At 70.6% G+C, this 23,768-nt stretch carries 27 protein-coding genes and 1 pseudogene; 14 read left to right on the plus strand and 14 right to left on the minus strand.

Annotated features, from left to right (window positions below; all coding sequences use genetic code 11):
• Positions 1–210 precede the first annotated feature (210 nt).
• The 3 genes from ABNF97_RS34140 to ABNF97_RS09210 form a co-directional block, all read right to left on the minus strand.
• A complete protein-coding gene (locus ABNF97_RS34140; protein WP_502930470.1) occupies positions 211–633 on the minus strand; it encodes a hypothetical protein in 423 nt (140 codons plus the stop codon).
• Between the two features lie 169 nt (positions 634–802).
• The gene (locus ABNF97_RS09205) at positions 803–1,186 is read right to left on the minus strand and encodes a helix-turn-helix domain-containing protein (RefSeq protein ID WP_349338252.1); all 384 of its coding nucleotides are present in this window, start codon (positions 1,184–1,186) and stop codon (positions 803–805) included.
• A 137-nt stretch (positions 1,187–1,323) separates the two neighbouring features.
• Complete coding sequence (locus ABNF97_RS09210) at positions 1,324–1,785, minus strand: hypothetical protein (RefSeq protein WP_349338253.1); 462 nt, start codon at positions 1,783–1,785, stop codon at positions 1,324–1,326.
• Between the two features lie 155 nt (positions 1,786–1,940).
• On the opposite strand from ABNF97_RS09210, the gene ABNF97_RS09215 reads away from it, so the two are divergent.
• Complete coding sequence (locus ABNF97_RS09215; RefSeq protein WP_349338254.1) at positions 1,941–2,471, plus strand: helix-turn-helix domain-containing protein; 531 nt, start codon at positions 1,941–1,943, stop codon at positions 2,469–2,471.
• A gap of 7 nt (positions 2,472–2,478) precedes the next feature.
• On the opposite strand, the gene ABNF97_RS09220 is transcribed toward ABNF97_RS09215, so the two are convergent.
• Complete coding sequence (locus ABNF97_RS09220) at positions 2,479–3,261, minus strand: transposase family protein (RefSeq protein ID WP_349338255.1); 783 nt, start codon at positions 3,259–3,261, stop codon at positions 2,479–2,481.
• A 131-nt stretch (positions 3,262–3,392) separates the two neighbouring features.
• Positions 3,393–4,175, minus strand: a complete 783-nt coding sequence (locus tag ABNF97_RS09225; protein ID WP_349338255.1) for a transposase family protein — start codon at positions 4,173–4,175, stop codon at positions 3,393–3,395.
• Between the two features lie 112 nt (positions 4,176–4,287).
• Here ABNF97_RS09225 and ABNF97_RS09230 point away from each other — a divergent pair, with 112 nt between their 5' ends.
• The 3 genes from ABNF97_RS09230 (at position 4,288) to ABNF97_RS09240 (ending at position 6,073) form a co-directional block, all read left to right on the plus strand.
• Positions 4,288–4,767, plus strand: a complete 480-nt coding sequence (locus ABNF97_RS09230) for a DUF5753 domain-containing protein (RefSeq protein ID WP_349338422.1) — start codon at positions 4,288–4,290, stop codon at positions 4,765–4,767.
• Entirely contained in the window at positions 4,754–4,942 is a 189-nt protein-coding gene (locus ABNF97_RS09235; RefSeq protein ID WP_349338256.1) for a DUF397 domain-containing protein, read from the plus strand. The genes ABNF97_RS09230 and ABNF97_RS09235 overlap by 14 nt, the downstream gene beginning before the upstream one ends.
• 348 nt (positions 4,943–5,290) lie before the next feature.
• A complete protein-coding gene (locus tag ABNF97_RS09240; RefSeq protein WP_349338257.1) occupies positions 5,291–6,073 on the plus strand; it encodes a hypothetical protein in 783 nt (260 codons plus the stop codon).
• A 377-nt stretch (positions 6,074–6,450) separates the two neighbouring features.
• Here the strand turns inward: ABNF97_RS09240 and ABNF97_RS09245 are convergent, their stop codons facing one another.
• On the minus strand, positions 6,451–7,203 hold the full coding sequence (locus ABNF97_RS09245; RefSeq protein WP_349338423.1) for an SDR family NAD(P)-dependent oxidoreductase: 753 nt from the start codon (positions 7,201–7,203) through the stop codon (positions 6,451–6,453).
• A 181-nt stretch (positions 7,204–7,384) separates the two neighbouring features.
• Complete coding sequence (locus ABNF97_RS09250; protein ID WP_349338258.1) at positions 7,385–9,064, minus strand: DNA repair helicase XPB; 1,680 nt, start codon at positions 9,062–9,064, stop codon at positions 7,385–7,387.
• A gap of 147 nt (positions 9,065–9,211) precedes the next feature.
• Here ABNF97_RS09250 and ABNF97_RS09255 point away from each other — a divergent pair, with 147 nt between their 5' ends.
• Positions 9,212–10,108 carry a L,D-transpeptidase family protein gene (locus tag ABNF97_RS09255; protein WP_130461716.1) on the plus strand — a complete coding sequence of 299 codons (897 nt, stop codon included), beginning with the start codon at positions 9,212–9,214 and terminating at the stop codon, positions 10,106–10,108.
• An 86-nt stretch (positions 10,109–10,194) separates the two neighbouring features.
• Positions 10,195–10,449, plus strand: coding sequence for a hypothetical protein (locus ABNF97_RS09260; protein WP_130461717.1), 255 nt, complete (start codon positions 10,195–10,197; stop codon positions 10,447–10,449).
• Positions 10,450–10,507: 58 nt separating this feature from the next.
• On the opposite strand, the gene ABNF97_RS09265 is transcribed toward ABNF97_RS09260, so the two are convergent.
• Positions 10,508–12,970, minus strand: coding sequence for a helicase-associated domain-containing protein (locus ABNF97_RS09265; protein ID WP_349338259.1), 2,463 nt, complete (start codon positions 12,968–12,970; stop codon positions 10,508–10,510).
• 96 nt (positions 12,971–13,066) lie between these two features.
• Here ABNF97_RS09265 and ABNF97_RS09270 point away from each other — a divergent pair, with 96 nt between their 5' ends.
• Positions 13,067–13,684, plus strand: a complete 618-nt coding sequence (locus tag ABNF97_RS09270; protein WP_130461719.1) for an HAD hydrolase-like protein — start codon at positions 13,067–13,069, stop codon at positions 13,682–13,684.
• A gap of 37 nt (positions 13,685–13,721) precedes the next feature.
• Positions 13,722–14,108 (plus strand): cold-shock protein, encoded by a 387-nt coding sequence (locus ABNF97_RS09275; RefSeq protein ID WP_101368382.1) that lies wholly within the window; start codon positions 13,722–13,724, stop codon positions 14,106–14,108.
• On the opposite strand, the gene ABNF97_RS09280 is transcribed toward ABNF97_RS09275, so the two are convergent.
• The gene (locus ABNF97_RS09280; RefSeq protein ID WP_130461720.1) at positions 14,069–14,908 is read right to left on the minus strand and encodes an MqnA/MqnD/SBP family protein; all 840 of its coding nucleotides are present in this window, start codon (positions 14,906–14,908) and stop codon (positions 14,069–14,071) included. The genes ABNF97_RS09275 and ABNF97_RS09280 overlap by 40 nt on opposite strands.
• A gap of 467 nt (positions 14,909–15,375) precedes the next feature.
• Between ABNF97_RS09280 and ABNF97_RS09285 the strand changes: the two genes are divergently transcribed.
• Positions 15,376–15,609, plus strand: coding sequence for a GNAT family N-acetyltransferase (locus tag ABNF97_RS09285; RefSeq protein WP_349338424.1), 234 nt, complete (start codon positions 15,376–15,378; stop codon positions 15,607–15,609).
• A gap of 44 nt (positions 15,610–15,653) precedes the next feature.
• Here the strand turns inward: ABNF97_RS09285 and ABNF97_RS09290 are convergent, their stop codons facing one another.
• Together ABNF97_RS09290 and ABNF97_RS09295 are read right to left on the minus strand one after the other, a co-directional pair.
• On the minus strand, positions 15,654–16,286 hold the full coding sequence (locus tag ABNF97_RS09290) for a futalosine hydrolase (RefSeq protein ID WP_349338425.1): 633 nt from the start codon (positions 16,284–16,286) through the stop codon (positions 15,654–15,656).
• A gap of 11 nt (positions 16,287–16,297) precedes the next feature.
• Entirely contained in the window at positions 16,298–17,941 is a 1,644-nt protein-coding gene (locus ABNF97_RS09295; protein WP_349338260.1) for an MFS transporter, read from the minus strand.
• A gap of 101 nt (positions 17,942–18,042) precedes the next feature.
• On the opposite strand from ABNF97_RS09295, the gene ABNF97_RS09300 reads away from it, so the two are divergent.
• The gene (locus ABNF97_RS09300; protein WP_130465779.1) at positions 18,043–18,882 is read left to right on the plus strand and encodes a DUF3027 domain-containing protein; all 840 of its coding nucleotides are present in this window, start codon (positions 18,043–18,045) and stop codon (positions 18,880–18,882) included.
• 11 nt (positions 18,883–18,893) lie between these two features.
• On the opposite strand, the gene ABNF97_RS09305 is transcribed toward ABNF97_RS09300, so the two are convergent.
• Positions 18,894–19,136: a DUF2530 domain-containing protein gene (locus tag ABNF97_RS09305; RefSeq protein WP_130461723.1), complete on the minus strand. Its 243-nt coding sequence runs from the start codon at positions 19,134–19,136 to the stop codon at positions 18,894–18,896.
• Positions 19,137–19,295: 159 nt separating this feature from the next.
• Here ABNF97_RS09305 and ABNF97_RS09310 point away from each other — a divergent pair.
• Positions 19,296–20,210, plus strand: a pseudogene (locus ABNF97_RS09310) (solute carrier family 23 protein); the annotation flags it as partial.
• Between the two features lie 35 nt (positions 20,211–20,245).
• Positions 20,246–21,757 carry a recombinase family protein gene (locus ABNF97_RS09315; RefSeq protein WP_349338261.1) on the plus strand — a complete coding sequence of 504 codons (1,512 nt, stop codon included), beginning with the start codon at positions 20,246–20,248 and terminating at the stop codon, positions 21,755–21,757.
• Here ABNF97_RS09315 and ABNF97_RS09320 read toward each other — a convergent pair.
• Positions 21,754–22,521, minus strand: coding sequence for a helix-turn-helix transcriptional regulator (locus tag ABNF97_RS09320; protein ID WP_349338262.1), 768 nt, complete (start codon positions 22,519–22,521; stop codon positions 21,754–21,756). The genes ABNF97_RS09315 and ABNF97_RS09320 overlap by 4 nt on opposite strands.
• Positions 22,522–22,725: 204 nt before the next feature.
• Here ABNF97_RS09320 and ABNF97_RS09325 point away from each other — a divergent pair, with 204 nt between their 5' ends.
• Positions 22,726–22,971, plus strand: a complete 246-nt coding sequence (locus ABNF97_RS09325; protein ID WP_349338263.1) for a helix-turn-helix domain-containing protein — start codon at positions 22,726–22,728, stop codon at positions 22,969–22,971.
• Here ABNF97_RS09325 and ABNF97_RS09330 read toward each other — a convergent pair.
• On the minus strand, positions 22,968–23,114 hold the full coding sequence (locus tag ABNF97_RS09330) for a hypothetical protein (protein WP_349338264.1): 147 nt from the start codon (positions 23,112–23,114) through the stop codon (positions 22,968–22,970). The genes ABNF97_RS09325 and ABNF97_RS09330 overlap by 4 nt on opposite strands.
• 121 nt (positions 23,115–23,235) lie before the next feature.
• Between ABNF97_RS09330 and ABNF97_RS09335 the strand changes: the two genes are divergently transcribed.
• Positions 23,236–23,640, plus strand: coding sequence for a hypothetical protein (locus tag ABNF97_RS09335; protein ID WP_349338265.1), 405 nt, complete (start codon positions 23,236–23,238; stop codon positions 23,638–23,640).
• Positions 23,641–23,768 lie beyond the last annotated feature (128 nt).

Here is a 23,768-nt window from a genome sequence, read left to right on the forward strand (position 1 = left end):
GCCGGACCCGGGCTGCCGCGTTCATGCCACCACCAGCCGGATACCTCATCACCCCGACCTACCCAAACCATCGACGCGGATCACGCGGACACGTCGAGGGACGTCAGCCTTTCAACCTCTGTAGCGGCTATCCCGCGTCTGCGCGGCCCACCCGCTGCTTGGAGTATTAGCCGAACAGCGGATGTCTTGGAGTCCCGTCCGGCACGACTGCTATTCAGCCCTGAGCAGTCGGGCGATCAGGCGGGCCGTCGTCGGTGCGCCAGCTCGGCGAAGTGCCATGACGGTCGACTCGTCCGTGGCGCCCTTGAGCGAGGCGACGGCGGTCTGGTGGGCAGCGAGCATCTGCGGCCCATGCTCGACCACGAGCCGACTGAGCAACTGGTCCGGAGCGAGTACCTCGAAGCCGAGAGCCTCGGCAAGGTTCGCTGGGAAGTCTTTGGTGTTCGAGGTACACAACACCGTCGCCTCGGCGGCGAGTGATGCGGCGAGGACGTGGCGGTCGTCGTCGTCTGGGAGCGACAGCCCGTTCAGCATCTGCCAATGCTCCTTGTCGGGCTCTACTTCGGCGTAGGGGTAGGCGCGGTTCATCGCGCCTACCAGCCGTTGAGCGGCCGCCTGGTCGAAGCCCTCCACGTTCCCCATGAGGTGCTCTGTGACCTCGCCCAGGATCTGGGCGCTCCAGGCGATGGCGACAATCTCCTGGTCAGCCGCATAGAGCAGATAATCCGTAGGACCCGGGAGTAGAGCACGTTCGCGTCGGCGAGGACGACCCGGATCAGATCGGCCTCGCCAGCGGTGCTGCTCATTCAGTGAGGCCAAGTTCGTTCTGCACGGCGGCCAGTTCGGCCATCGCCTCGCGCCGCCGCTCACGCTCTGCCTCCAGGAACGTCCTGATCGAGGAGACGCGGATGCGGTGGTGGGTGCCGACTTTGCGAGACTCCAGCAGGCCCCGGTCCATCAGCTTGCGGACTTGGGGGCGGGACATCGCCAGCAGGACCGCCGCCTCGGTCGGGCTGACTTCGGCGTTTGCCGGCGAAACGATGATCTCCTCGCCGTTCGCCCGGGCATCGACAAGGCGTGACACCAACTCGGCCGTCTCCCGTGACAGCGCCACGTTCACTTCGTTGCCGGGTTCGGCCAGGGCACGATGAAGGGCCTTGGCGTCACGTATAAGCAGGTCTGTCACGGCGGCCCCTCTCAACTGACCCAACTGCTCTAACTGCAGCAAGTGTAGCCGGCCATGATGACCGCAACCACCTCATCGTCACAGGAAATGGCCGAGCGCAGGCGGCGATGACTCGCCGGGTGAACAGGAGCCTTCGATCAATCACCTCCCTCCGGCTGGGACCGCCCGGCGCGCGGGAACGCGTCCCGGAGCCCCGCCGCGTTGGGGGCGGAGGTGGCGGGGGTGATCGGGATGGCGGTCACCGGCCGCGCCTCGGTGCGCAGCACCCGCAGTACCCGCACGTCTCCGGCTGCCGTGGTCACCCGCAGTCCGGAAGGGTGGTCCAAGGCCGTGAGAACGGCCTCCACCCGCAGGATCTCCGGTCGCTGCGCTCGGTGCAGCAGGCCCGCGACGAAATTGAGGAACTCCACCACGTCGGCCGTCGTCCCGCTACGTGCGGGAGGGGTGAGCACCAGGTACGTCGTGCCGCCTCCCGCATGCTCTATCCGGATGCCGGGCGTCTCCGTCCCACCGCCGAACGGTACTGCCGCAACGATGTCCGGGCACCCGGACGCGTGGATGGTCTCGGCGACGAGCCGCGTCAGCTCGGTCTCACTCATGCCCTTTCCGCCTTCCCGGTTTCCTCGGTACCCGGGGGACCGGTTTACCTCCACCCCGGCCCGCGCGACATGGCAGCGAGCCGGACCGGGCTCCGGTCCTCCCGGGACCGTCGACAGACCCCGCCCGATCCCGTCCCCGCCTCACCCTCTGCCTGGTGAGGCCGACCGGGCGGGGCCATACGCCGCACGACGACCGGTGCGCGGTGCAACCCGCCGTGCCGAGTCGGGTGCTTTTCCTTCTGCCGATCGCGCCCGAATCGCCGTGCTTGGCATCCATGCTGGACCGCGCGACCGAAGCGCCGGAAGATAGAAGACGTTCATGGATGGGTCAGCGTAAGTATCCGCGCGAACGGCAGGTGACGATAATCGTGAATGACCGTCAGGATTTGCCATCCCGGCTCCGGCAATTGCGCGTCGGCCGGAAGCTGTCACAGGAGAAAGTCGCGGCGGCGCTCACCGTGTCGAAGTCGCTGATCCAGCAGTTCGAGAGCGGAAAGCTGACCCCGCAGGACGACACGGCCCAGCGCCTGGACGAGTTCTTCGGTACGGGCGACGAGATCCGCAAGCTCGCCAAGCTTGAGCGCGAGGACCGGCAACCCTGGCTGCGATCGTGGTTCGAGCAGGAGCGCCGCGCGATGCTGATCCGCACCTGGGAACCGCTGCTGATACCAGGGTTGCTGCAATGAGCGTTTTTCATCCTCGGTAGATCGGGTTCTCGACGTGGTGCAGGACCAGGATGGCCTGCACGATCGCGGTCGTTCGGGACGGGCTGCAGCGCAGCTTGGTCAGGACTTTCCAGGTTTTGAGGGTGGCGACGGCGCGTTCGCCGCGGGCGCGGATGCGGGCGTGAGCCTTGTTCACGGCCTTCTGTCGGCGGGACAGCTTCGGCCGGTAGCGATGACGCTTGAACGGGGTGCGGACGCAGCCGGCGGCACCTTGGTACGCCTTGTCCGCGAAGGTCATCACGTTCGCGCTGGTCAACGTCGCGACGATGCGGTGGGTGCGGGCGGCGGTCAGGTCGTGTGTCGAGCCGGGCAGCGCCGCCGAGGCCCAGACGAGGCGTCCGGCCGGGTCGGCGATGACCTGCACGTTCATCCCATGCCGCCGATGTTTCCCGGAGTAGTACGGCTTCTGGTCCGCTACGCGGTCGATCGGGATCAGGGTGCCGTCGAGGATGGCGTAGGCGAGCAGCCGGATCCTGTTCATCGCCTGGTGCAGGTCGTCGGCGGTCGCGGCGAGCAGAGTGAGCGCCTCGCGGATGTAGCGCCAGGCGGTGGCCACTCCGACGGCGAACCCGGCGGCCAGACGGGCAAGGGTGTCGCCGTTGCGCAGGTGGGCCAGGACGAGCAGCGCCTGGCGGCCCGGGTCGAGGCGGCGCCACCGGGATCGTCGCTGGTGGCGATGGGTACGGATCAGGTCGGCGACGTGGTTCAGCGACCGGGTGGACAGCGGGATCGAGGCAGGGTAAGACAGCAACGAGGCTCCCGGTAGGGGCATCTTTCTTGGTCGATTGCTGTCCTACCGGGAGCCTCGCCTCACCCGGCTACCGGCCCCCTCCACGCCGCTGACCTGCACCATCAGGTTGGAAATGGCTCAATGAGCGTTTTTCATCCTCGGTAGATCGGGTTCTCGACGTGGTGCAGGACCAGGATGGCCTGCACGATCGCGGTCGTTCGGGACGGGCTGCAGCGCAGCTTGGTCAGGACTTTCCAGGTTTTGAGGGTGGCGACGGCGCGTTCGCCGCGGGCGCGGATGCGGGCGTGAGCCTTGTTCACGGCCTTCTGTCGGCGGGACAGCTTCGGCCGGTAGCGATGACGCTTGAACGGGGTGCGGACGCAGCCGGCGGCACCTTGGTACGCCTTGTCCGCGAAGGTCATCACGTTCGCGCTGGTCAACGTCGCGACGATGCGGTGGGTGCGGGCGGCGGTCAGGTCGTGTGTCGAGCCGGGCAGCGCCGCCGAGGCCCAGACGAGGCGTCCGGCCGGGTCGGCGATGACCTGCACGTTCATCCCATGCCGCCGATGTTTCCCGGAGTAGTACGGCTTCTGGTCCGCTACGCGGTCGATCGGGATCAGGGTGCCGTCGAGGATGGCGTAGGCGAGCAGCCGGATCCTGTTCATCGCCTGGTGCAGGTCGTCGGCGGTCGCGGCGAGCAGAGTGAGCGCCTCGCGGATGTAGCGCCAGGCGGTGGCCACTCCGACGGCGAACCCGGCGGCCAGACGGGCAAGGGTGTCGCCGTTGCGCAGGTGGGCCAGGACGAGCAGCGCCTGGCGGCCCGGGTCGAGGCGGCGCCACCGGGATCGTCGCTGGTGGCGATGGGTACGGATCAGGTCGGCGACGTGGTTCAGCGACCGGGTGGACAGCGGGATCGAGGCAGGGTAAGACAGCAACGAGGCTCCCGGTAGGGGCATCTTTCTTGGTCGATTGCTGTCCTACCGGGAGCCTCGCCTCACCCGGCTACCGGCCCCCTCCACGCCGCTGACCTGCACCATCAGGTTGGAAATGGCTCAATGCGAGGCGTACATGCGCGAAGTCTTCGCGGCGGTGCCCCGCACCGCCGGTCAGGTTGACGACCTGGTCGCCACCCGCCGCGAGCGGCAGGCGAACACGATCCACCGGGACAACCCCGTCGCGCTCTCCGCCATCATCGGCGAGCTGGCACTGAGCCGTGGCCCGCGCGAAGTCCGCAAACAACAGTGGGGCCACCTGGCGGACGAGAGCCACCGACCGCACGTCAAGATTCGCATCATCCCGGCCGAGTGGGAGGGTATTCACGCCGGGCTCTCCGGCCCGTTCAATATCGCGACAATGCCGGATGGCCGGCGGATCGGCCTCCTGGACGACCAGTTGATCGGACACCCGGTGACCGACCGTGGCAACCTGGGACACCTGGAACTAGCATGGGAAGAGATCGACGCGTTGGCACTGCCCGTGGTCCAGTCCCGAGACATGATCCTGAGGATGCTCGATGATCACAAATGAACCGCGCTGGCGGACCTCCACCCGCAGCAACGCCACCGGCTCCTGCGTGGAGGTCGCCGACAACCTGCCCGGCCGCGTGCTGGTCCGGGACAGCAAGGACCGGCAGGGACCGGCGCTCACCTTCGGCCCGGTCGCCTGGCGCGCCTTCGTCCGGCTGGCCCGCGAGACCGCCTGACGCCGCTCACTTCTGCCGCTATTGATGTTGGCCATCGGCTGATGTTGGCCATCGGCGCCGGGCGCCGTGCCTCTCAACTCTGAAGCTGTCTCAGCCTGTCCTCCACCGCCGATGGCGTTCGACCAGTTGCTCAACCAGCTGATCGAGCGACGGCCGGCAGGAGTAGCCGCACTCCGCGTCCCAATGGCCGGTTGCCTCGACGGCCGTGAATGTGACCAGGAACGCCGTGTAACCAGCGAACGTTCAATGCGGCGCACGGCTCGGCTTCCGGGCGGGTAGCGGATGAGCGCGCATAGGACGAGTCAGGCCGCGTGATGCGCTGGCTGTCGCCTTGGTAGCTTGTCGACCATGGGAGTCGGGGCATACGTGTATTGCCGCTGCTGGCAGGATGGCCTGGCGATTCCGGCGCCGGTCGGCCCGACTGGGTTCGATCAGGACGGCCGACTGGGCCTGCTGAAGGTTTGGGATCCCAGTAACACAGACGAGCACCGCGCGGTCGAGGATTGGCTCAGGCACGGATGCCCGCACGAGGACATGCTGCTCGCCCACGAGGAAGTGGGCGCCTGGGCTGGCGTGCGGATCTTCCAGCAGACCTTGCGGGAGGCGGGCGCGTCGAACTTCCCCAGGCTGCTCAGCTATCTGCCGCAGACCAACGACGGCTCGATTCCTGCCACGGAGGTGCCAGCGGTTCTGGCCGAGCTGGACTACTTCGAAAGCCGGGCACAACTGCCAGACAAAATCGTCCTGGTCGACGAGGCGACCGGAGACGCTCTGTACAGCTACATCGAAAGTTGTCGGGGTGTGTTCGTCTGGGGCCGCGATTACGACCTCGGTCTCGACCTTGACGGCTTCTTCGTCGTCGACAAGCGAGTGGATCCGCCGGTCACGCTGTTCCGGACGGTCCGGTTCGAACAGCGGGTGCTGCCGGGCGGTGAACTGGAGTTCACAGGCAGCGGGAAAACAGTGCGGCTGGAGATGGCGCCGATCGCCGACTATCTGCCGGTGTCGCCGCAGCGGCTGGCGGTAGAGGTCAGACCAGGCTCGGCGGCAGATTTCGCCTACCTGCTCGGCGTGCTGCGGCGGTTGTGTACCGCGTCCCTGACGACCGGAAACCCGGTGAACTGGACCTGACCGCAGCGGATTCCTCGCTGCCTCAGCATCAGGCATCGGTCGCGCTTCTCGGCCTCGCTCCAGTCGCTGAGATCGAACCCGCTGCCACACATGCCGCAGGTGGCCCGGCCGAACAGGTACGTGAGACCGTCCGCCAGAGTCGTGTCGCGGACCGCCGAGTACCGGCCGTAGTCGCCGATCACGATCGCCAGACGCCCGAGCACTCGGTCAAGATCCGGCCTCCGCTTCTGGTTCCAACCGGGCGCGCGGGCCGACGACGAGTCGTCACGTTCGGTGCTCGGCATCCCGTCGTGCCCGCACCCCGAACTACCGATGTGCGGCTATCCCGTTGCCAGTTCCAGCGCTGGGATTACAGCCGCGTTGCGCCAGAGATCAAGTCAGGTGGCGAATGGGCCCCGCACCGTGACACCCCCGTCGACGACGAGGCTTTGCCCGGTCACGTAGGACGAGAGCGGTGAAGCCAGGTAGACGACGGCCGCAGCGGCATCGTCGGGAACGCCGAGCCGGCGCATCGGAATCTCAGGCACGTCGTCGGCGGGCTGCGCGGAGTTCGCTACCGCCGTTGCGATGGCGCCGCAGGCCACGACGTTCATGCGGATCCCGTCGCCGGCGTATTCGGCAGCGACGGTCCTGGCGAGACTGGCGAGGCCGGCCTTGGCCGCCCCGTAGCCGGCCTGCATGGGCGCGGCCATGATCCCGGTGACCGAACCGACACTCACGATCGAGCCGCCTTGTCCCTGGGTCAGGAAGGCACGGATCGCTGCGCGTGCCGCGCGGGCTACATAGCCGAGGTTCATTTCGTACACGAGATCCCAGTCGGCGTCGCTCATCTCGTGCAGTCGTACCGCCGGCACGAAGGCGACCTGCCCGCCCACTACGGTCACGAGCGTGTCGAGCCGGCCGAACTCGGCGACGGTGGCGGCAACCAAGGCGTCCGGGACTGATCGGGACCGTACATCACCGGTGAGTGGCACAGCGCGGGCCCCTGACCCGGCCAACTCCTCGGCGGCATCAATGGCCCGATCGGGATCGATGTCAGCGACTGCGACAGCGGCGCCAGCCGAAGCGAATGCACGCGAAATCGCCCGTCCGATCCCTTCGCCTCCGCCTCCGAGCACCAGCACGTTCATGTCGTCGAGTGGGTGAACCAGCCTCTTCATCGCCGCATCCTGCCATAACGATCAATGCCTGAGCGTACGGCGTCTGCCGCCGACCGCGCGCCCACCAGTCGCTACCGCCCGACTTGGTGGAAAGGGCGCAAACAGTCGCCCCAGTGGCGGCGTCCGGATGCCTGCTGAGTCGGGAGGCAGCTCAGTCCACGCTGGGCAGCGGCGGGCCGAGCACGTCGTCGGCGTCGACGATCGTGTACGCGTATCCCTGCTCGGCGAGGAAGCGCTGCCGGTGTGCGGCGTACTCCGTGTCGATGGTGTCCCGGGAGACCACCGTGTAGAAGTGTGCCTGCCGGCGGTCCGCCTTCGGCCGGAGCACCCGGCCGAGGCGCTGCGCCTCCTCCTGCCGCGACCCGAAGGTGCCGGAGACCTGGATCGCCACCGCCGCCTCCGGCAGGTCGATGGAGAAGTTGCCGACCTTGGAGATGACCAGGGTGGAGATCTCGCCGGCCCGGAACGCGTCGAAGAGCCGTTCCCGTTCCCTGTTCGTGGTCGAGCCCTGCACGATCGGCGCGTCCAGCGTCTCACCCAGCTCGTGTAGCTGGTCGATGTAGCCGCCGATCACCAGCACCTGGTCGTTCGCGTGCCGCTCGACCAGGGCCTTCACCACCGGCAGCTTGGTCCGGGCGGTCGCCGCCACCCGGTAGCGCTCCTCCGGCTCGGCGACCGCGTACGCCATCCGTTCGGCGTCGGTCAGCGTGACGCGTACCTCGGTGCAGTCCGCCGGGGCGATCCAGCCCTGCGCCTCGATGTCCTTCCACGGCGCGTCGTACCGCTTCGGGCCGATCAGCGAGAAGACGTCGCCCTCCCGGCCGTCCTCCCGGACCAGGGTGGCGGTCAGGCCGAGCCGGCGGCGGGCCTGGAGATCGGCGGTGAACCGGAAGATCGGCGCCGGCAGCAGGTGCACCTCGTCGTAGATCACCAGCCCCCAGTCCCGGGCACCGAACAGGTCCAGGTGGGTGAAGGCGCCGCCGCGCCGCGCGGTCAGCACCTGGTACGTCGCGATGGTGACCGGACGGATCTCCTTGCGCTCCCCCGAGTATTCGCCGATCTCCTCCTCGGTCAGCGAGGTGCGGGCGATCAGCTCCCGCTTCCACTGCCGGCCGGCGACGGTGTTGGTGACCAGGATCAGGGTGGTCGCCTTCGCCTCGGCCATCGCGGCGGCCCCGACCAGGGTCTTGCCGGCCCCGCAGGGCAGCACCACCACGCCCGACCCGCCGGCCCAGAACTGCTGCACCGCCTCCCGCTGGTATGACCGCAGCTCCCAGCCGGGGCGCCCGTCGGTCCCCTCGGTGGCCAGCTCGATCGGGTGCGCCTCGCCGTCCACGTAGCCGGCCAGGTCCTCGGCCGGCCAGCCGAGCTTGAGCAGCGCCTGCTTGAGCCGGCCCCGCTCGGACGGGTGCACGACCACGGTGTCGTCGTCGACCTTCGCGCCGAGCATGCCGGCGAGCTTTTTGCTCTTGGCGACCTCGATCAGCACCAGCCGGTCCACCGCCCGGAGCACCAGGCCGTGGCTGGGATGCGCGACGAGCTGCAACCGGCCGTACCGGTCCATCGTCTCGGCGACGTCGACCAGCAGCGCGTGCGGCACCGGGTAGCGGGAGAACCGCAGCAGCGCGTCGACCACGCCCTCGGCGTCGTGCCCGGCCGCCCGAGCGTTCCACAGGCCCAGCGGGGTCAGCCGGTAGGTGTGCACGTGCTCCGGCGAGCGTTCCAGCTCGGCGAAGGGTGCGATCGCCATCCGGCAGGCCAGCGCGTCCGGGTGGTCGACCTCCAGCAGCAGGGTCTTGTCCGACTGCACGATCAGTGGTCCGCCGCTCACGCTCACGCCCTTCCGTTCCGGTCGGGCGTCCTACGCACCGACCCTCCAGTCTTGCACGATGGATAACGAACCGGAAAAATTCTTCACCGGGCGCAACCGAAGTGGTACTCCCGTGCGTCTAGCTGTCGACGGCTCTGGGGAGGGCAGATGGTTCTGACACGTCTCGGCACCGGTCTGGTCACTCTGGTCGCGGTCACTCTGTTCGGCGCCGGTGCGTGCGCGTTTGATCCGCAGTCGGACCAGTCGGGAGCCGCCGGGGGGCTCGCGCCGGTCGGGGCGGCGGAGGACGCAACGGGGGCGAGCGCGCCGCCCGGGCCGGATCAGGGAAAGGTCACGCCGAGTCCGCGTACCAGCCCGCGCGAGCCGGCGCCGACGACGAGCAAGCCGACGAAGAAACCGACGCGGAAGCCGACCAGGAAGCCGACCCGTACCGCCTCCCCGAAGCCGCCGGGCGGCTGCCCGCAGGGGGAGCGGCAGCGCGAGGTCGAGGGCTACCTGGCCCGGCTGGGCGGGTTCGGCACGGTCACCGTCGACGGTCGGCAGTCGGCCGCCGACTGCGCCGCCATCAAGAGGTTCCAGCGCCGCTACGACATCCGGCCGCCCGAGGGGCGGGCCGGACCGACCACCGCCGACGTGGCCCGCCGGCTGGCCCGCACCGACACCGGCAAGTGCAGGACCGGCAGCGGTACGACCTTCTGCGTCGACCTGACCCTGCAGACCGTCTGGGCGATGCGCGACGGCAAGGTGGTGATGCCGCCCACCGTCACCCGCACCGGCATGTCGGGGTACGCCACGCCGGCCGGCACCTACAAAATCAACTTCCGCAACACGAAGGAGTGGTCCGACCCGTACGAGGTGTGGCTGCCGTACTGGCAGCGCTTCGTCGGCGGGATCGGCTTCCACGAAACCACCACCTACCTGCACAACAAGCCGATCGGCTCGCACGGCTGCGTCAACCTGCTGCCCGTCGACGCCCGCCGGTTGTGGCAGCTCGGCAAGGTGGGCACCAGGGTGCACGTGACGGGTCGCCGGCCGGGCACCTGACGCGACTCCGGTCGGTGGACCTGTCATATCGGCCCGCCAGGTGCGAGTCTGGAGGTTCGGGCAGGCCGCGTGGTGGGAGGTCACAGATGACGGTCGACGGTGAGGTCAGGTCCGAGGCAGATCCCCCGACCGCCCCTGGACCCCTTCCGGCGCCCGTCTCCCGGGCCACCGTGCTGGCGTACGCCACCGTGGCGGTGCTGCTGGCCTGCTGGGTGCTCTTCGGCTGGCTGGTGCAGCAGCAGGGCTTGGTCGACTCGCTCGGCGAAGGGCTCGGCGCCGCCTTCACCCTGCTGCTCATCGTCTCCGTGGTCGGCTCGGTCCGGCAGCACCCCCGCGACTGAGGTGTGAGGAAGGGCCTCCTCTTATCGCTTTCTGTTGTAGAAGGGCCCCTCCTTGCGTTCACTCCTCCAGCACCGCCGCCGTGATCCGGTGCAGGGCGAAGGTGTGCAGCATCTCGGTGCGCTCGTCCTCGGCCCGCAGGTATCCGCCGCCGATCGACACCGGACGGACCAGCCGGGACGCGGTGGCGCCGTGCGCGTCGACGTACCCGACCCAGACCAGCGCCTTGTCCCGGACCGCCTGCTGGAGTACGGCCAGCGCCTGGGTGTGCGCGTGCGCGGTCGGCATCCCCGGCCCGGCTCCACCCGCCCGGCCGGCCCCCCGGACCGTACTCGGCGCCCGGCGGGCCGCCCGGGTCGCGGCGTCACCTCGACGGACCTGCTGCACGACTCCGAGCAGCCTCGGCGTGCTCAGCCTCGGCGTGGCCAGCGGATCGGTGACCCGGTTGGCGACCGAGCCCCGGGCCGGCGCCCGGCGAATCTTCGGCCGGGTCAGCACCGTCGCCCCGGTGGCGTCCTCGGAGACCGGCGCGTACCCGGCCTCCCGCAGCGCGGCGAGCAGCCGCCCCACCAGGTGCGGGGTGGTGAGCACGGTCGGGGCCAGCCGGCGCAGCGACATCGGGCCGAGCCGGCGGTCGGCGAGTACCTCGGTCAGCAGCGCCTCGTCGTCGCTGCGCAGGTACGCCCCGGCCGAGCCGACCCGCAACCCGCCGTGCTTGCGGGCCACGTCGTCGATCAGGTAGGTCAGACCCTGCGGTACCGGTGTGCGGGACCGGCGCTTGAAGAGTTGGTGCAGGTCCTCGGCCGCGTACCCGGCGTCCAGTGCCCGGCGCACACTCGCCCCGGTGACCCGGTGCACACTGGCCCCGCCGGCCGACTCGGGCTCGGCCACCGTCGCGAGTTCGGCGGCGACGCTCGGCTCCGGCGGCCCCGGCACCACCACGGTCAGGTCGGCCTGCACGAGGAAATGGTCGACCGGCGCCGGCAGCAGCGCGTCCAGGGCCCGGACCGCGGCGGAACCGCCCCCGGCCGCGCCGTCCGCGTCCGGGCGTACGCCGAGCGGATCGTCGCCGGGCTCGCCGAGCCGGGTGTCCCCGGCCGCCCACTGCGCCAACAGCAGCCGGCCGTACGTGGTGAGCGCGCCGAGCCCGGTGACACCGAGCAGGGCCGCCTCGGCGATCACCTCCCGCTGCCCGGCCTCCCGGCCGAGGCTGCGCCGGGGCGAGCGCCAGGCGAGCAGGTCGACGACCTCGTCGACGCTGGGTGCGGCGCCCGGTTCGAGATCGGCCAGCACGTCGAGCACGGCACGGCGTACCGCCGGCACCCCGGCCCGCTCCACCTCGGCGGAGAGTACGGCGACCGGCCGGTCCCGCTCGTCGCGCTGGCCGACCAGCCCCACCTGCCGGGTCATGCTGAGCCAGGCCCGGGCCAGGTGCTCCCAGCGGTGGGCCAGCGAGCCCTCCCGCCAGCCCTCGTAGCCGGCGGCCGGCAGCAGCTGCTGGTCCGCTCCGTTCCGGGCGGTGGCCGTACCGGGCAGGTCCAACTCGCCGAGCAGTCCCGCCGCGTACGCCACCTCCAGCAGCAGCGCGGCGGTCGGCTCGTCCAGCCCGGTGGCCCGGGCCAGCCGGCGCAGGTCGCGTACGCCGAGTCCGCCCGAGCGGAGTACCGGGGCGGGTTCGGTGGCGAGCTGTTCGAGTAGCGCCTCGGTGTGCCGTACCGCCTCCATCGCCTGGCCGGCGCCGGCGGAGTCGGCGGCCTTCGGCTCCCTGGCCGCGCCGGCCACCGCCGGCGGGGTCGGGCGGAGCGGACCGAGCGGACCGGAGTCGCGGCGCAGCAGCAGGCCGATCTCCCGGGGCAGTTCGACGGCGGTCGGCTTGCCGGCCAGGGCGCTGGGCTCGGTCACCGGCACCAGCAGCCGGTTGTCGACCAGCCAGGAAACCGGGGCGGCCGCACCCGCGCCGGGCGCGGCGGCGGCCGGCAACGTGCCCACCGGGGGCCCGGTGGCGAGCCGGTCCAGGATCGCCCGGGCCGGCGGCGGCGCGGCCAACAGGGTCCGGCGCAGCCGGGCCGGGTCCGCGACCAGCGCGGCCGCCTCCGGGTCCAGCTCCGCTGCCGGCCGGCCCAGCCCGGCCGGGTACGGCGAGCAGACCTCGTCCACGCCGGGCACGATTCGCAGGGACTCCTCCGGCCCGTAGAGCAGGAAGAGCGCCCGGAGCCGGTCGACGGCCGACCTGGCGGCGGTCCGGTCCGCCCGGCGGTCGGTCCCGGCGGCCAGGGTGAGGACGGCCTCCGTGGAGGTCTCGCCATGATCCGCGTCACGGCTGAGCCGGGCCGCGTCCAGGATCCGCAGGGTGAACTCGTCGAGCCCGTCCAGGGCCCGGGCGACCGAGACCCGGGACTGGGCGCGGACCGCCAGGGCGGACAGATCGGTCGGTACCGGCACGACGAGGTCCGGACGCAGCCGGAACAGGGCGGCCAGCGCCTCGTCGGGCAACGCCCGCAGGTGGTCGGCGAGTGTGGTCATCGTCCTTTCACGCTATCCCGGCCGGGCGTCGCTCGTGTGCGTCGGTCGGCGAGCGGCACCAGGGGTGGTTTCCGACGGTTGTGCGATCATGACGATGTGACTGCCCCAGCCGTCGGGTTCGACCTCGACCTGACCCTGATCGACACCCGGCCCGGGATAGCCGCCGCCTACCGGGCGCTGACCGCCAGCACCGGGGTGTACGTCGACGCCGACGCGGTGGTCTCCCGACTCGGCCCGCTGCTCCGGACCGAACTGCGGAACTGGTTTCCGGCGGAGCGACTGGACGAGGCCGTCGAGATCTACCGGTCGCTCTATTCGGAGTACGCGATCACGATGTCGCCGCCACTGCCCGGCGCGGTCGAGGCGCTGGCCGAGGTCCGGGCGGCGGGTCTGCGGGTGGTGGTGGTCACCGGCAAGTACGGCCCGCTGGCCCGGCTGCACCTGGAACACCTCGGCATGGAGGTCGACGAGCTGGTCGGCGAGCTCTTCGCCGCCGACAAGGCGACCGCGCTGACCACGCACGGCGCGGAACTCTACGTCGGTGACCACATCGCCGACATGGTGGCGGCGCAGACGGCCGGCATCCCGGGACTCGGGGTGACCACCGGTTCGCACGACGGTGACGAGCTGCGGGCGGCCGGCGCCGATCTGGTGGTCGAGGACCTTACCGGATTCCCGCAGGCGCTCCGGCGGCTGATGCGGCTAGCCTTGTGAAGGACAGCAATCTCATCAGGGAGTCGAGGTTTCTCAGGTGCCGACGGGTCGAGTGAAGTGGTACGACGCGGCCAAGGGCTACGGGTTCGTCACCAGTGACGAGGGTGGCGACGTGTTCCTGCCGAAGGGCGCGCTGCCGGCTGGTGTCACCGACCTGAAGGGCGGCCAGCGGGTCGAGTTCGGCGTCGTGGACAGCCGCCGGGGCGCGCAGGCGCTCGGGGTGAAGCTGCTGGACGCGCCACCGTCCATGGCGGAGCTTCGCCGCCGGCCAGCGGAGGAGCTGCACGGCCTGGTCGAAGACATGATCAAGGTGCTGGAGGCGAAGGTCCAGCCGGACCTGCGCCGGGGCCGCTTCCCCGACCGGAAGACCGCGCAGACGGTGGCTCAGCTCGTCCACGCGGTCGCCCGCGAACTGGAGATCTGAGGGGTCAGCCCGGCGGCCGCGGCCCGGCCGAGCAGGGCGTCGACCGCCGCCTGGCCGTCGACGCCCAGCTCGGCGGTGAACTCGTTGACGTAGAGCGCGATGTGCCGGTCGACCACGTCACGCTCCATCTCCTGGGCGTGCGCGAGAACGTACTTCTCGGTACCGGCCGGGTCGGCCCAGGCCCGGCGTACCGAGTCGCGGATCCAGCCGGTCGCCTCGGCCGGGTCGACGGCACCCCTGCGGGCCAGGATCGCGCCGAGCGGGATCGGCAGGCCGGTGTCCGCCTCCCACCACTGCCCGAGGTCGACCAGGGCGGTCAGCCCGTAGCGCGGGTACGTGAACCGGGCCTCGTGGATGACCAGCCCGGCGTCGTACCGACCGGCGGCCACCCCCGGCATGATCTCGTGGAACGGGACCACCTCGATCCGCGCCGGGGGTCGCCGCGCCGCCCAGAGCCGGAACAGCAGGTACGCCGTCGTCCGGTCGCCGGGTACCGCCACGGTCGCGCCGGTCAGGTCGGCGTTTCCGGCCCGATCCTCCCGGGTCAGCACCAGCGGTCCGCAGCCCCGGCCCAACGCCCCGCCGCAGGGCAGCAGATGGTAGTCGTCGAGCAGCCACGGCAGCGCCGCGTAACTCACCTTGACCAGGTCGTACGCCCCGCGTTCGGCGGCGGTGTTGGTGACGTCGACGTCGGCGTAGGTCACGTCGACCGGCGGGGCACCGGGAACCAGCCCGTGCACCAGGGCGTGGAACACGAAGGTGTCGTTGGGGCAGGGGGAGATCGCCAGGGAGAGCGCCACGGGTCCACGCTAACCCCGACCGCTCCGGTCGCCACCCCGGCCCACCCGGGACCGGTTGGCCAGGTCACCTCCGTCGCCGGCCCGGAACACTTCTGGCCGTGAGGCTGTCGAGCTGGGTGCGTGGGTGGGGCGGCGGGTCTGGCGGTGAGTGGGTGCGGTGCGGAGGCTGTCGAGCTGGGTGCGTGGGTGGGGCGGGGTGCTTCATCCGGTGCCGGACCGGACCGGGCGGCGGGGTGCGGGCCACACCGCCGGATCAGCGCGTCGCGCAGCGGTCCGCCGCGTATCCCGTTGCTGGTGGCGGGGTGCGGCGGCAGGCTGCGGACGCACACGTGGGGCAGCTCGACAGTCTGCGACCCGACATGTCAGTGAGCCTTTTCCCACCTCCCCTTGCGGTCCGTCGGAGCGCAAGGTCGGACGCCGTGTGTGAGCGCCGCGGTTCAGGTTGAAAAAGGTTCACTGGTCGGGCCCTGCGCCGGCGTCAGCCCCGGTCCGCTGTTATTGGGATAGTGGTCGCCGCGGAATGCCGGGGGCTGGGCATCGGGCGGCTACTCCTCGCCGGACTTCTCGCCGAGATGGACCGAAATGGGATCCGGGTCGCCCAGGCCGTCACCGAGCTCGACGGCGTGGAGTTCCTGGTCCGCTGTGGGTTCCGGCCCGAGGCGAGCCGACCGATGCGGCTGACCCTGCATCGCCCCGACTGACGAACCGCACCGCACCCGCGGTCGGGGCCCGGTCCCGGATCAACTCAGAGCTTCTGGCCGACCGTGGCGAAGGCGGCGGTCAGGGCCGCGAAGGCGTCGCCGATCCGCCACGCGGCGCGGTCCCGGGGCCCGACCGGGTTGGAGATCGTACGCAGCTCGGCGAAGGGGAGTCCGACGGCGACGGCGGCGGTCGCCACCCCGTACCCCTCCATCGCCTCGGCCACCGCGTCCGGGTGTCGGGCCAGCAGGGCGGCGGTGCTCGCGGCGGTGCCGGTCACCGTGCCGAGGGTGAGAACCGCGCCCGTGACCGCCTGCGGCAGGCCGGCGCGGAGCACGTCCAGCAGGGCCGGGTCGGCGGGCACGACAGTGCTGCCGAAGCCCAGTTCGTCGAGGGTGAGGAACCCGTCCGGCGATTCGGCGCCCAGGTCGGCCGCGACGCTGCGGGTCGCGACCACGATCCCGCCGACCGGGGCCCGGCCGGGAAAGCCGCCGCCGATGCCGGCGCTGAGCACTCCCCGGTACGGCCTCCCGGCCGCCTCGGCCAGCGCGAGCAGCCGGGCGGTCCCGGCGGCGGCCGCGGCCGGGCCGACCCCGACCGGCTCGACGGTGACCGCGTCGGCGACCAGACCGGCCCGCACCGCCTCGGCCTCGGCCGGCACGGCCGTGACCACGAGTATCCCCTCGGCCACTACGTCCCCCGGGTCTCTCGGCGCGAGCCCTCCTCGCCCGGCCCGGAGCCGGGTACCGCGGACGACGGCCGGTAGATGTGGTAGCCGGGGGGCGCGAAGTGCGGGTCCTCACCGCGCTCCGCGGCTGCCCCGGTGGCAGCCTCGTCGACTTCCCGACGGTTGGCGACCGGCGCCGGGGAGGTGGGCGCCGGGTCGTCCCCCGGCCGCCGGCCACCGTCCGGACGGCCGGTCTCCGGTGGTTCGGCGTCGGCCATCGCCCGCCCGGAGAGTCGATGGCCGCGCAGCCGGGTGGCGACGACGAAGGCCCAGACCGTACCGACGGCGGCGAGGCCGGCGAGCAGCCCGACCCCGAGCCGACCGTCCAGCGGTACCAGACCGAGTCCGCCGCCGGCGACGAAGGCCAGCATGAGCACAGTCTCGGAGTGCGCGAATCCGGTCGCCCGGAGCCGCTCCGGGACCCGTTCCTGGATGGAGGCGTCGACGGCCAGTTTCGCGATGCCGCTGACCACGGCGGTGACCAGGCAGAGCAGGGCGACCAGCAGCAGGGAGAACCGGAGGGCGGCCAGCACCCCGACCCCGGCCACCAGCACCAGGCCGGCGGCCTGGAGCGCGACCGGACGGTGGATGCGTAGCCGGGTGCCGAGCGCGGTGGCCAGGAACGTGCCGATGCCGAGACCCGCGCCGACCAGCCCGAGCGCGACCTCCGCGCCGCGCTGGCGGCCGAGGAGTTCGGTGTCCAGGTCACCCGCCTTGATCGCGAAGGCGAGGAAGAGCAGCAGGAAGCCGTAGACGCCGCGCAGGAGGGCGCTGCCGACCAGGGCGCTGATCACCAGCCGGCCACCCGGGCCGCTGCGGCTGAGTGCCCGTTCCCGCCCGTTCCGGCCCGGTCGGAGCGCCTGGAAGGCCCTGGGCACCGTCTCCGGCGGGTCGGAGTCGGCCCGGGGTGGCAGGCGCAACGCGATCACCATCCCGACCAGGAAGATCACCGAGGCGACCCGGAGCGGCCACTGTGGACCGAACCAGAACGCGGCCAGTCCGATCGGCAGGACCACGCCGCCGGCGATCGAGCCGTACACGCTGGCCCGGGCGCCGGCCTGGGAGAGTCCGATCCCCTCCGGCAGCAGCCGGGGCACCGCCGCCGACCGGGCCACCCCGTACGCCCGGGACAGCGCCAGTACGCCGAAGGCGGCCGGATAGAGGCCGAAACCGTGGATGTAGTCCGAGATCAGCCAGGCCAGGAAGGCCCGCCCCAGCATTGTGGCGGCCAGGGCGTAGCGGCGTCCGTGCCGGAAGTGGTCGAGTAGCGGTCCCACCACCGGGGCGAGCAGCGCGAACGGCACCATGGTGACCAACAGATAGAGCGCGACCCTGCTCCGTGCCTCACCGAGCGGGGCGTTGAAGAAGATCGTCCCGGCCAGTCCGATCGTGATCAACGTGTCGCCGGCACACGAGGCGGCGTGCAGGTCGAAGAGCCGGACCATCCCTGTCTCGCCGCCGGCACCCTTCGCGCGTACCTGGGCGACCCGGCGGGTCGTCCAGCGGGCACTGCCGAGCGAACCCCGGAAGAGCAGCCGGACGCCCCGGATCGCCGTACCGACGACACGCCCGGGTACCGATCGCCCGGAGCGGGTGAACAGCGGCATGAGCATCATCCTCGCCCATCCGGTCGACGACCGTCGGATCTGTGCCGAGATATCTCTGCGGTGCGAAGTGCCGGGGGAGTGCCGCCGACCCGTCGTCAAGGATAGGCAAGAATGGGTGGGTGACCAGGAGCACCACGGCCAGAGCCGCCCGCCTCGACCAGGTCTGTGCCAGCGCCGTCGACGTGGCGCGGGAGGGCATCACCGAGGTCGACCCCGCCGACGTCGGCGACCACCAGGGGGCGATCGCCGAGGGCGACCGGCTCGTGACGCATCTCTTCGAGTGTCGGATGGCCGGCTACCAGGGCTGGCAGTGGGCGGTGACGGTGACCCGGGTGCCGCGCAGCCGGCACGTCACGATCTGCGAGACGCTCCTGCTGCCCGGCCCGGACGCGCTGCTCGCGCCGAGCTGGTTGCCGTGGCAGGAGCGGCTCCAGCCGGGCGACCTCGGGGTCGGTGACCTGCTCCCCACCCCGTCCGACGACGAGCGACTCGTTCCCGGCTACCTGCTCTCGGACGATCCGGCGGTGGAGGAGACGGCCTGGGAGCTGGGTCTCGGGCGGCCCCGGGTGATGTCCCGGGAGGGCCGGATCGAGACCGCCCAGCGGTGGTACGACGGCGACCACGGGCCGAGCGCGCCGATCGCGATCGCCGCGCCGCGCGCCGCCCGCTGCGGCACCTGTGGCTTCTATCTCCCGCTGGCCGGCGCGCTGCGCCAGTCCTTCGGGGTCTGCGGAAACTTCTTCGCCCCCGACGACGGCCGGGCGGTCAGCGCCGACCATGGCTGCGGGGCGCACTCCGAGACGCTGGTCGAGTCGGCCGAGACACCGGTCGACGAGCTGCCGACCATCTACGACGACAGCGAGGTCGAGGCGATCGCGGTCAGCCGGGCGCCCGGCTCGGTCGAGGCCGCCGAACCCCCGGAGCCGTACGGGCACGGCTGACCGGGGAACGGTCAACCGTCGGCGCGACGGCGGCGGCGGTTGGCGTCGTGCCGGAGCATCACGGCCAGCCCGGGGAAGCCCAGCAGGAAACCGGCCAGGCAGGTCCAGAGCCAGTGCTCGCGGCCGGTGTCGGCGAGCCAGTCGCCGCCGAAGAGCAGCAGCACCAGCCCGACGGCCGCCCAGATCACCAGCCCGGCCACGGCGAACGGGACCATCGGCGGGTCGAGCGGCTCGATCTGCGGCTCCTCGGGCATCGCTCCAGCGTACGGCCGTACTGCTGGGCGTCGGCAACCGGGAAGCTCTTTGCCGGTCACCGGTGATCTGGGACGATGCCCCGATCAACGACGACCCGATCAACGAGGATCGGGTCAACGACGCCCCGAGCGCACTCGTACACCCTTCGCGAGGACCCGATGCACAAAGTCCCGACGCCGCCGCCCGGCCGGCCGGCCGCCGGTAACGCCTTCGACCGGTACTTCGAGATCACGGCACGTGGCTCGACGGTGAACCGGGAGGTGCGCGGCGGTCTCGCCACGTTCTTCACCATGGCCTACATCGTGGTGCTCAACCCGCTCATCCTGGGCAACGCGGTCGACGGCGACGGCGCCCGGCTGGCCATCCCGGCGCTGGCCGCCGGAACCGCCCTGGTTGCCGGGGTGATGACGATCCTGATGGGTGTGGTCGGCCGGTTCCCGCTGGCGCTGGCCGCCGGGCTGGGTGTCAACGCCCTGGTGGCGCTCGAGATCGCACCGCAGATGACCTGGGCCGACGCGATGGGCCTGGTGGTGATCGAGGGTGTGGTCATCGGCATCCTGGTGCTGACCGGGCTGCGTACCGCCGTGTTCCGGGCGGTGCCGACCCAGCTCAAGACGGCGATCGGGGTGGGCATCGGGCTGTTCCTGACGATCATCGGACTGGTCGACGCCGGGTTCGTCCGGCGGATCCCGGACGCCGCCGGCACCACCGTGCCGGTCGGGCTGGGCATCGGCGGCAAGCTGGTCACCTGGCCGGCGCTGGTCTTCGTACTCGGCCTGCTGGTCACGCTGGTGCTGGTGGTGCGCCGGGTCAGGGGCGCGATCCTGATCGGCATCCTCTCCTCGACCGTGCTGGCGATCGTGGTGGAGGCGGTCGCCAAGGTCGGCCCGTCGCTGGTCGACGGCCGGCCCAACCCGTCGGGCTGGTCACTGAACGTGCCGGCGCTGCCGGAGCGGGTGGTGGACACCCCGGACCTCTCCCTGCTGGGGCACTTCGACCTGCTCGGCTCCTGGCAGCGGGCCGGTGTGCTGGTGGCGTTGATGTTCGTCTTCACCCTGCTGATCACCGACTTCTTGAAGATAAACCGTCTTGCGCCTAGTCTGCAAGGGTGACAGCGGCAGACTTTTACGGGAGAAAGTCCAACCGGGACGACGGACAGTCAGTCGCCGGCCAGGAAGCCGAGTTCCGCGACGACTGCGAAGACCAAGGGTTCGAGGTCGGGCGGATCTTCGCCGACCCGGACCGGTCCGCATCCCAGTACGCGCGGCGACCCCGGCCCGACTTCGGTGAACTCCTCGCCCACATCCGCTCCGGCCGGTGCCAGATCCTCTCCATGTGGGAGTCCAGCCGAGGCAGCCGCGAAGAGGTCGAGTGGTTCACCTTCCTCAAGCTGTGCCGCACCCAAGGAACCCGGATCCGGATCCTGTCCCACGGCCGCACCTACAACCTGAGCGTCCGCCGCGACTGGCGCACCCTCGCAGACGAAGGTGTCGACGCCGCCGACGAATCGGCGAAGATCAGCGAACGGACCCGCCGGGGTAAGCGCATCGCAGCCCGGGAAGGCCGCCCGGTCGGCCGCCTAGGGTTCGGCTTCAAGCGGGTCTACGACGACCGGGGCAAGTTCGTCGAACAGATACCGCACCCCGAACAGGCGCCAGTCGTCCGCGAGATCATCACCGCCCTGGCCGACGGGGAGCAGGCGGGGAAGATCGCAGCCAAGCTCAACGAGCGGGGCATCCCCACCCCGCAACAGCCATGCCCGAACGACTGCAACCGCGACCACCAGCACATGAAGGCGGGACCGTGGACCGACCGACAGGTCCGGCAACTCGCCATCCGACCCGCGTACGCGGGCATCCGGGTACACCAGGAGAAGGCGATCGGCCCCGGCAAGTGGCAACCGCTGGTCGACCCGAAGGTATGGCAACGCGCCTACGACCGGCTCACCAAGTCGCGCAGCCTCCACAACGATCCGAGGGTTTCACACTGGCTGACCGGCGCGGTTGAGTGCAGCGTGTGCGGCAGCACCCTCCGGTCAGTCAGTCGATCCCAGGGCGGCGCCTACGCCTACCAGTGCCGCAACCCGGAGTGTTACAAGGTGTCCGGCTCGGCACGCGGACTTGAGGGCACCATCGAACCTCTGATCCTGCTACGGCTCACCGGCCCGGACGCCGACACCATCTTCAACCCCGACTCCGACGACTCGGCGGTAGAGGCCGCCCGCGCGGAAGAGAAGCGGCTACGCGACCACCTGGACAGCTTCTACAGCCGGGCCGCCGACCCGGCCGCCGGACTATCCGCCGCCGGGTTGGCCGCCGTCGAGGCCAGGTTGCTGCCGCAGATCGAGGCCGCCGCCGCCAAGGTGGACCGGCTGTCGATGCCCTCCGAACTGGCCGAGTTCACCAGCGCCAAGGACATTGCCGACAAGTGGTCTGGCCTGCCGGCCCGGAAGCGTCGGGACGTGGTGCGTGCCTTGGCCCATGTCGTCCTGGTCCCCGGCGCCCGGGGCGGCGGCCCGAAGTTCGACCGGTGGCGCCTCGCCGGTTCGCGGTGGCGCGGCGACGACCGGTCGTGGGGCGACTTGTGGCGCGAGGCCGGCGCCGACGTCAACCAGGGTTAACGCTGCATCTGCTCGACCAGTAGCCGAACCTCACTGATCAGTGATTCTTCCATCTGCCTGGCCCGCTGCGCGGCGTGTTGCATCAGGCGCATCTTCGCCTCGTCGGGTACGTCGGCGCGCAGGATCAACGACATGACGGGTCGTGGTACGCCCGCGTCCAGCCCGGTTACCGCCACGGTGTTGCCGGCATCGTCGCCTAGTAGCGCGCCTAACTGGAGTTGCCGAACCTCCTCGGCGCGCTCGGCCCAGGACGTTTCGTAGCGGCTGGGCATCGGCTCGGATGAGGCGATCACCTCAGTTTGGGCACGCACCTCGGCAAGCAGAGCCTCACCCTGCTCACGTGGCATCAGGTCAGCCACGCTCACCTTGAGGAGATCCCATTGGGTCTCGTGAAGGCGTCCGTGGGCAACGTCGGCGATGATCCCCAGGTAGTTGTTGACGGTGCCCTGACCCACTCGGCCGTCAACGATGCTGAGCAAGGTCCGTGCGACCGCGCTAGCGGTTGCTGGCGTCAGAACCTCGGTCATCGGGTCTGATGGACGTGGTGGCCGTCCGGATGGGTGCGGTGTCAGGCCGAGGATGCGACGAACGTTGGTGTGGGTACGCAGCTCCAACGGGCGGCCTAGTTCCACGTTTCGGATGGTTCCCCGATGTACGGCGGCGAGCTTGCCGACCTCGGCTTGAGTGAGACCGACTAGCTCGCGGCGCTCCTTGAGTTGCTGCCCGTACCACTCCGGTTCCCAGATCTCCGGATCGATCGACATTCGTTGACCCCCAGCAGTCATGGCATAGCCGGCCCGCCCTGGTTGGCGGTTGTCCAGCCGTCATTATGCGCACTCTGATGACACGCGATGCGCAACTCAATCATGGTTGTCGACATCGCTCGGTGTCCAGCGGTGCTGAGTGTCGGATGCTGAACGATGCTAGATCAAGTTGACTACTCAGCATGACGTGGCATACTCGATCTCATGGATAAGCACCCCCGAGGCGCCCGGGGACCGCGCGTCAACGCACGCGCCATCCGGGGCATCCGCGTCGAACGCGGATACACACAGACGGAGCTTGCTCGGCGTTCCGGCGTCGGACAGTCCCACATCTCCCGCATCGAGTTGGGCGCCCGCCCGTACCCCGACCCCCGCATCACCAAGGCGCTCGCTGACGCGCTCGGGTGCAAGGTGGTGGACCTGCTGGCCGCTGACCTGGTTGGTGTCTAGTGGATCGACATGATCTGGCTGACCTGATCGCCAACCCGCCAGCATGGATGCGCGCAACCGTGGCCGCCGCACCCCGCCTCGTGCCCGAGCAGATCGACGAACTCAGGGCCGCGTTCAACGCCGGCCACGTCCACGAACTCCACCCGGTGAACGTCCGCCAACCCCGCCACCGCCCCGAGGCCGCCTGACAACACGGTCGTAAACGACGCTGGCCGGCTCGGTGTTGCACCACCGGCCGGCCCGAACCCCGAAAGAGGTCCATCTATGTCCGAGACCAGTAAAGCACACAGGTCCGACAGTCCCAGCCACGGGATCCAACCCGACGACTGCACCGACTGGTGCGACCGCATCGAGTGCAACCCCGACGAGGGACTGCACATCTCCGCGCCGCTCATCGCCACAGAGGGCGGCCCGATGCGCGACAAGACCAGCCGCAATCAGATAGACGTCACCCACACTGTCGGCGTCGAGCGGACCGGCGACCGGAACGCCGCCATCGTCCTCCGGCAACGCGTCTTCGTCCGTGACACGCACGGCTGGTACGCCCACCGGGCCATCAGTGACCTGCTCGGCGGACAGTTCCTAACCCCGGCCCGCGCCCGGCACCTTGCCCGCCTTCTCAACGACGCCGCCGACGAGCACGACCGGATCACCGGGGGTGCCCAGTGACCGCCACTCCCACCCTGCCCGCCGGACGGGCCTACGCCGGACCGCCGACCACCGGCCGAACCATGTGGACCGTCGCCGTCCTCACGTGCCCGATTTGCGGGGGCATGCACAACCATCGGGCCGTTGAC

The sequence above is a fragment of the Plantactinospora sp. B6F1 genome (assembly GCF_040120695.1).
Taxonomy (GTDB): Bacteria; Actinomycetota; Actinomycetes; order Mycobacteriales; family Micromonosporaceae; genus Plantactinospora.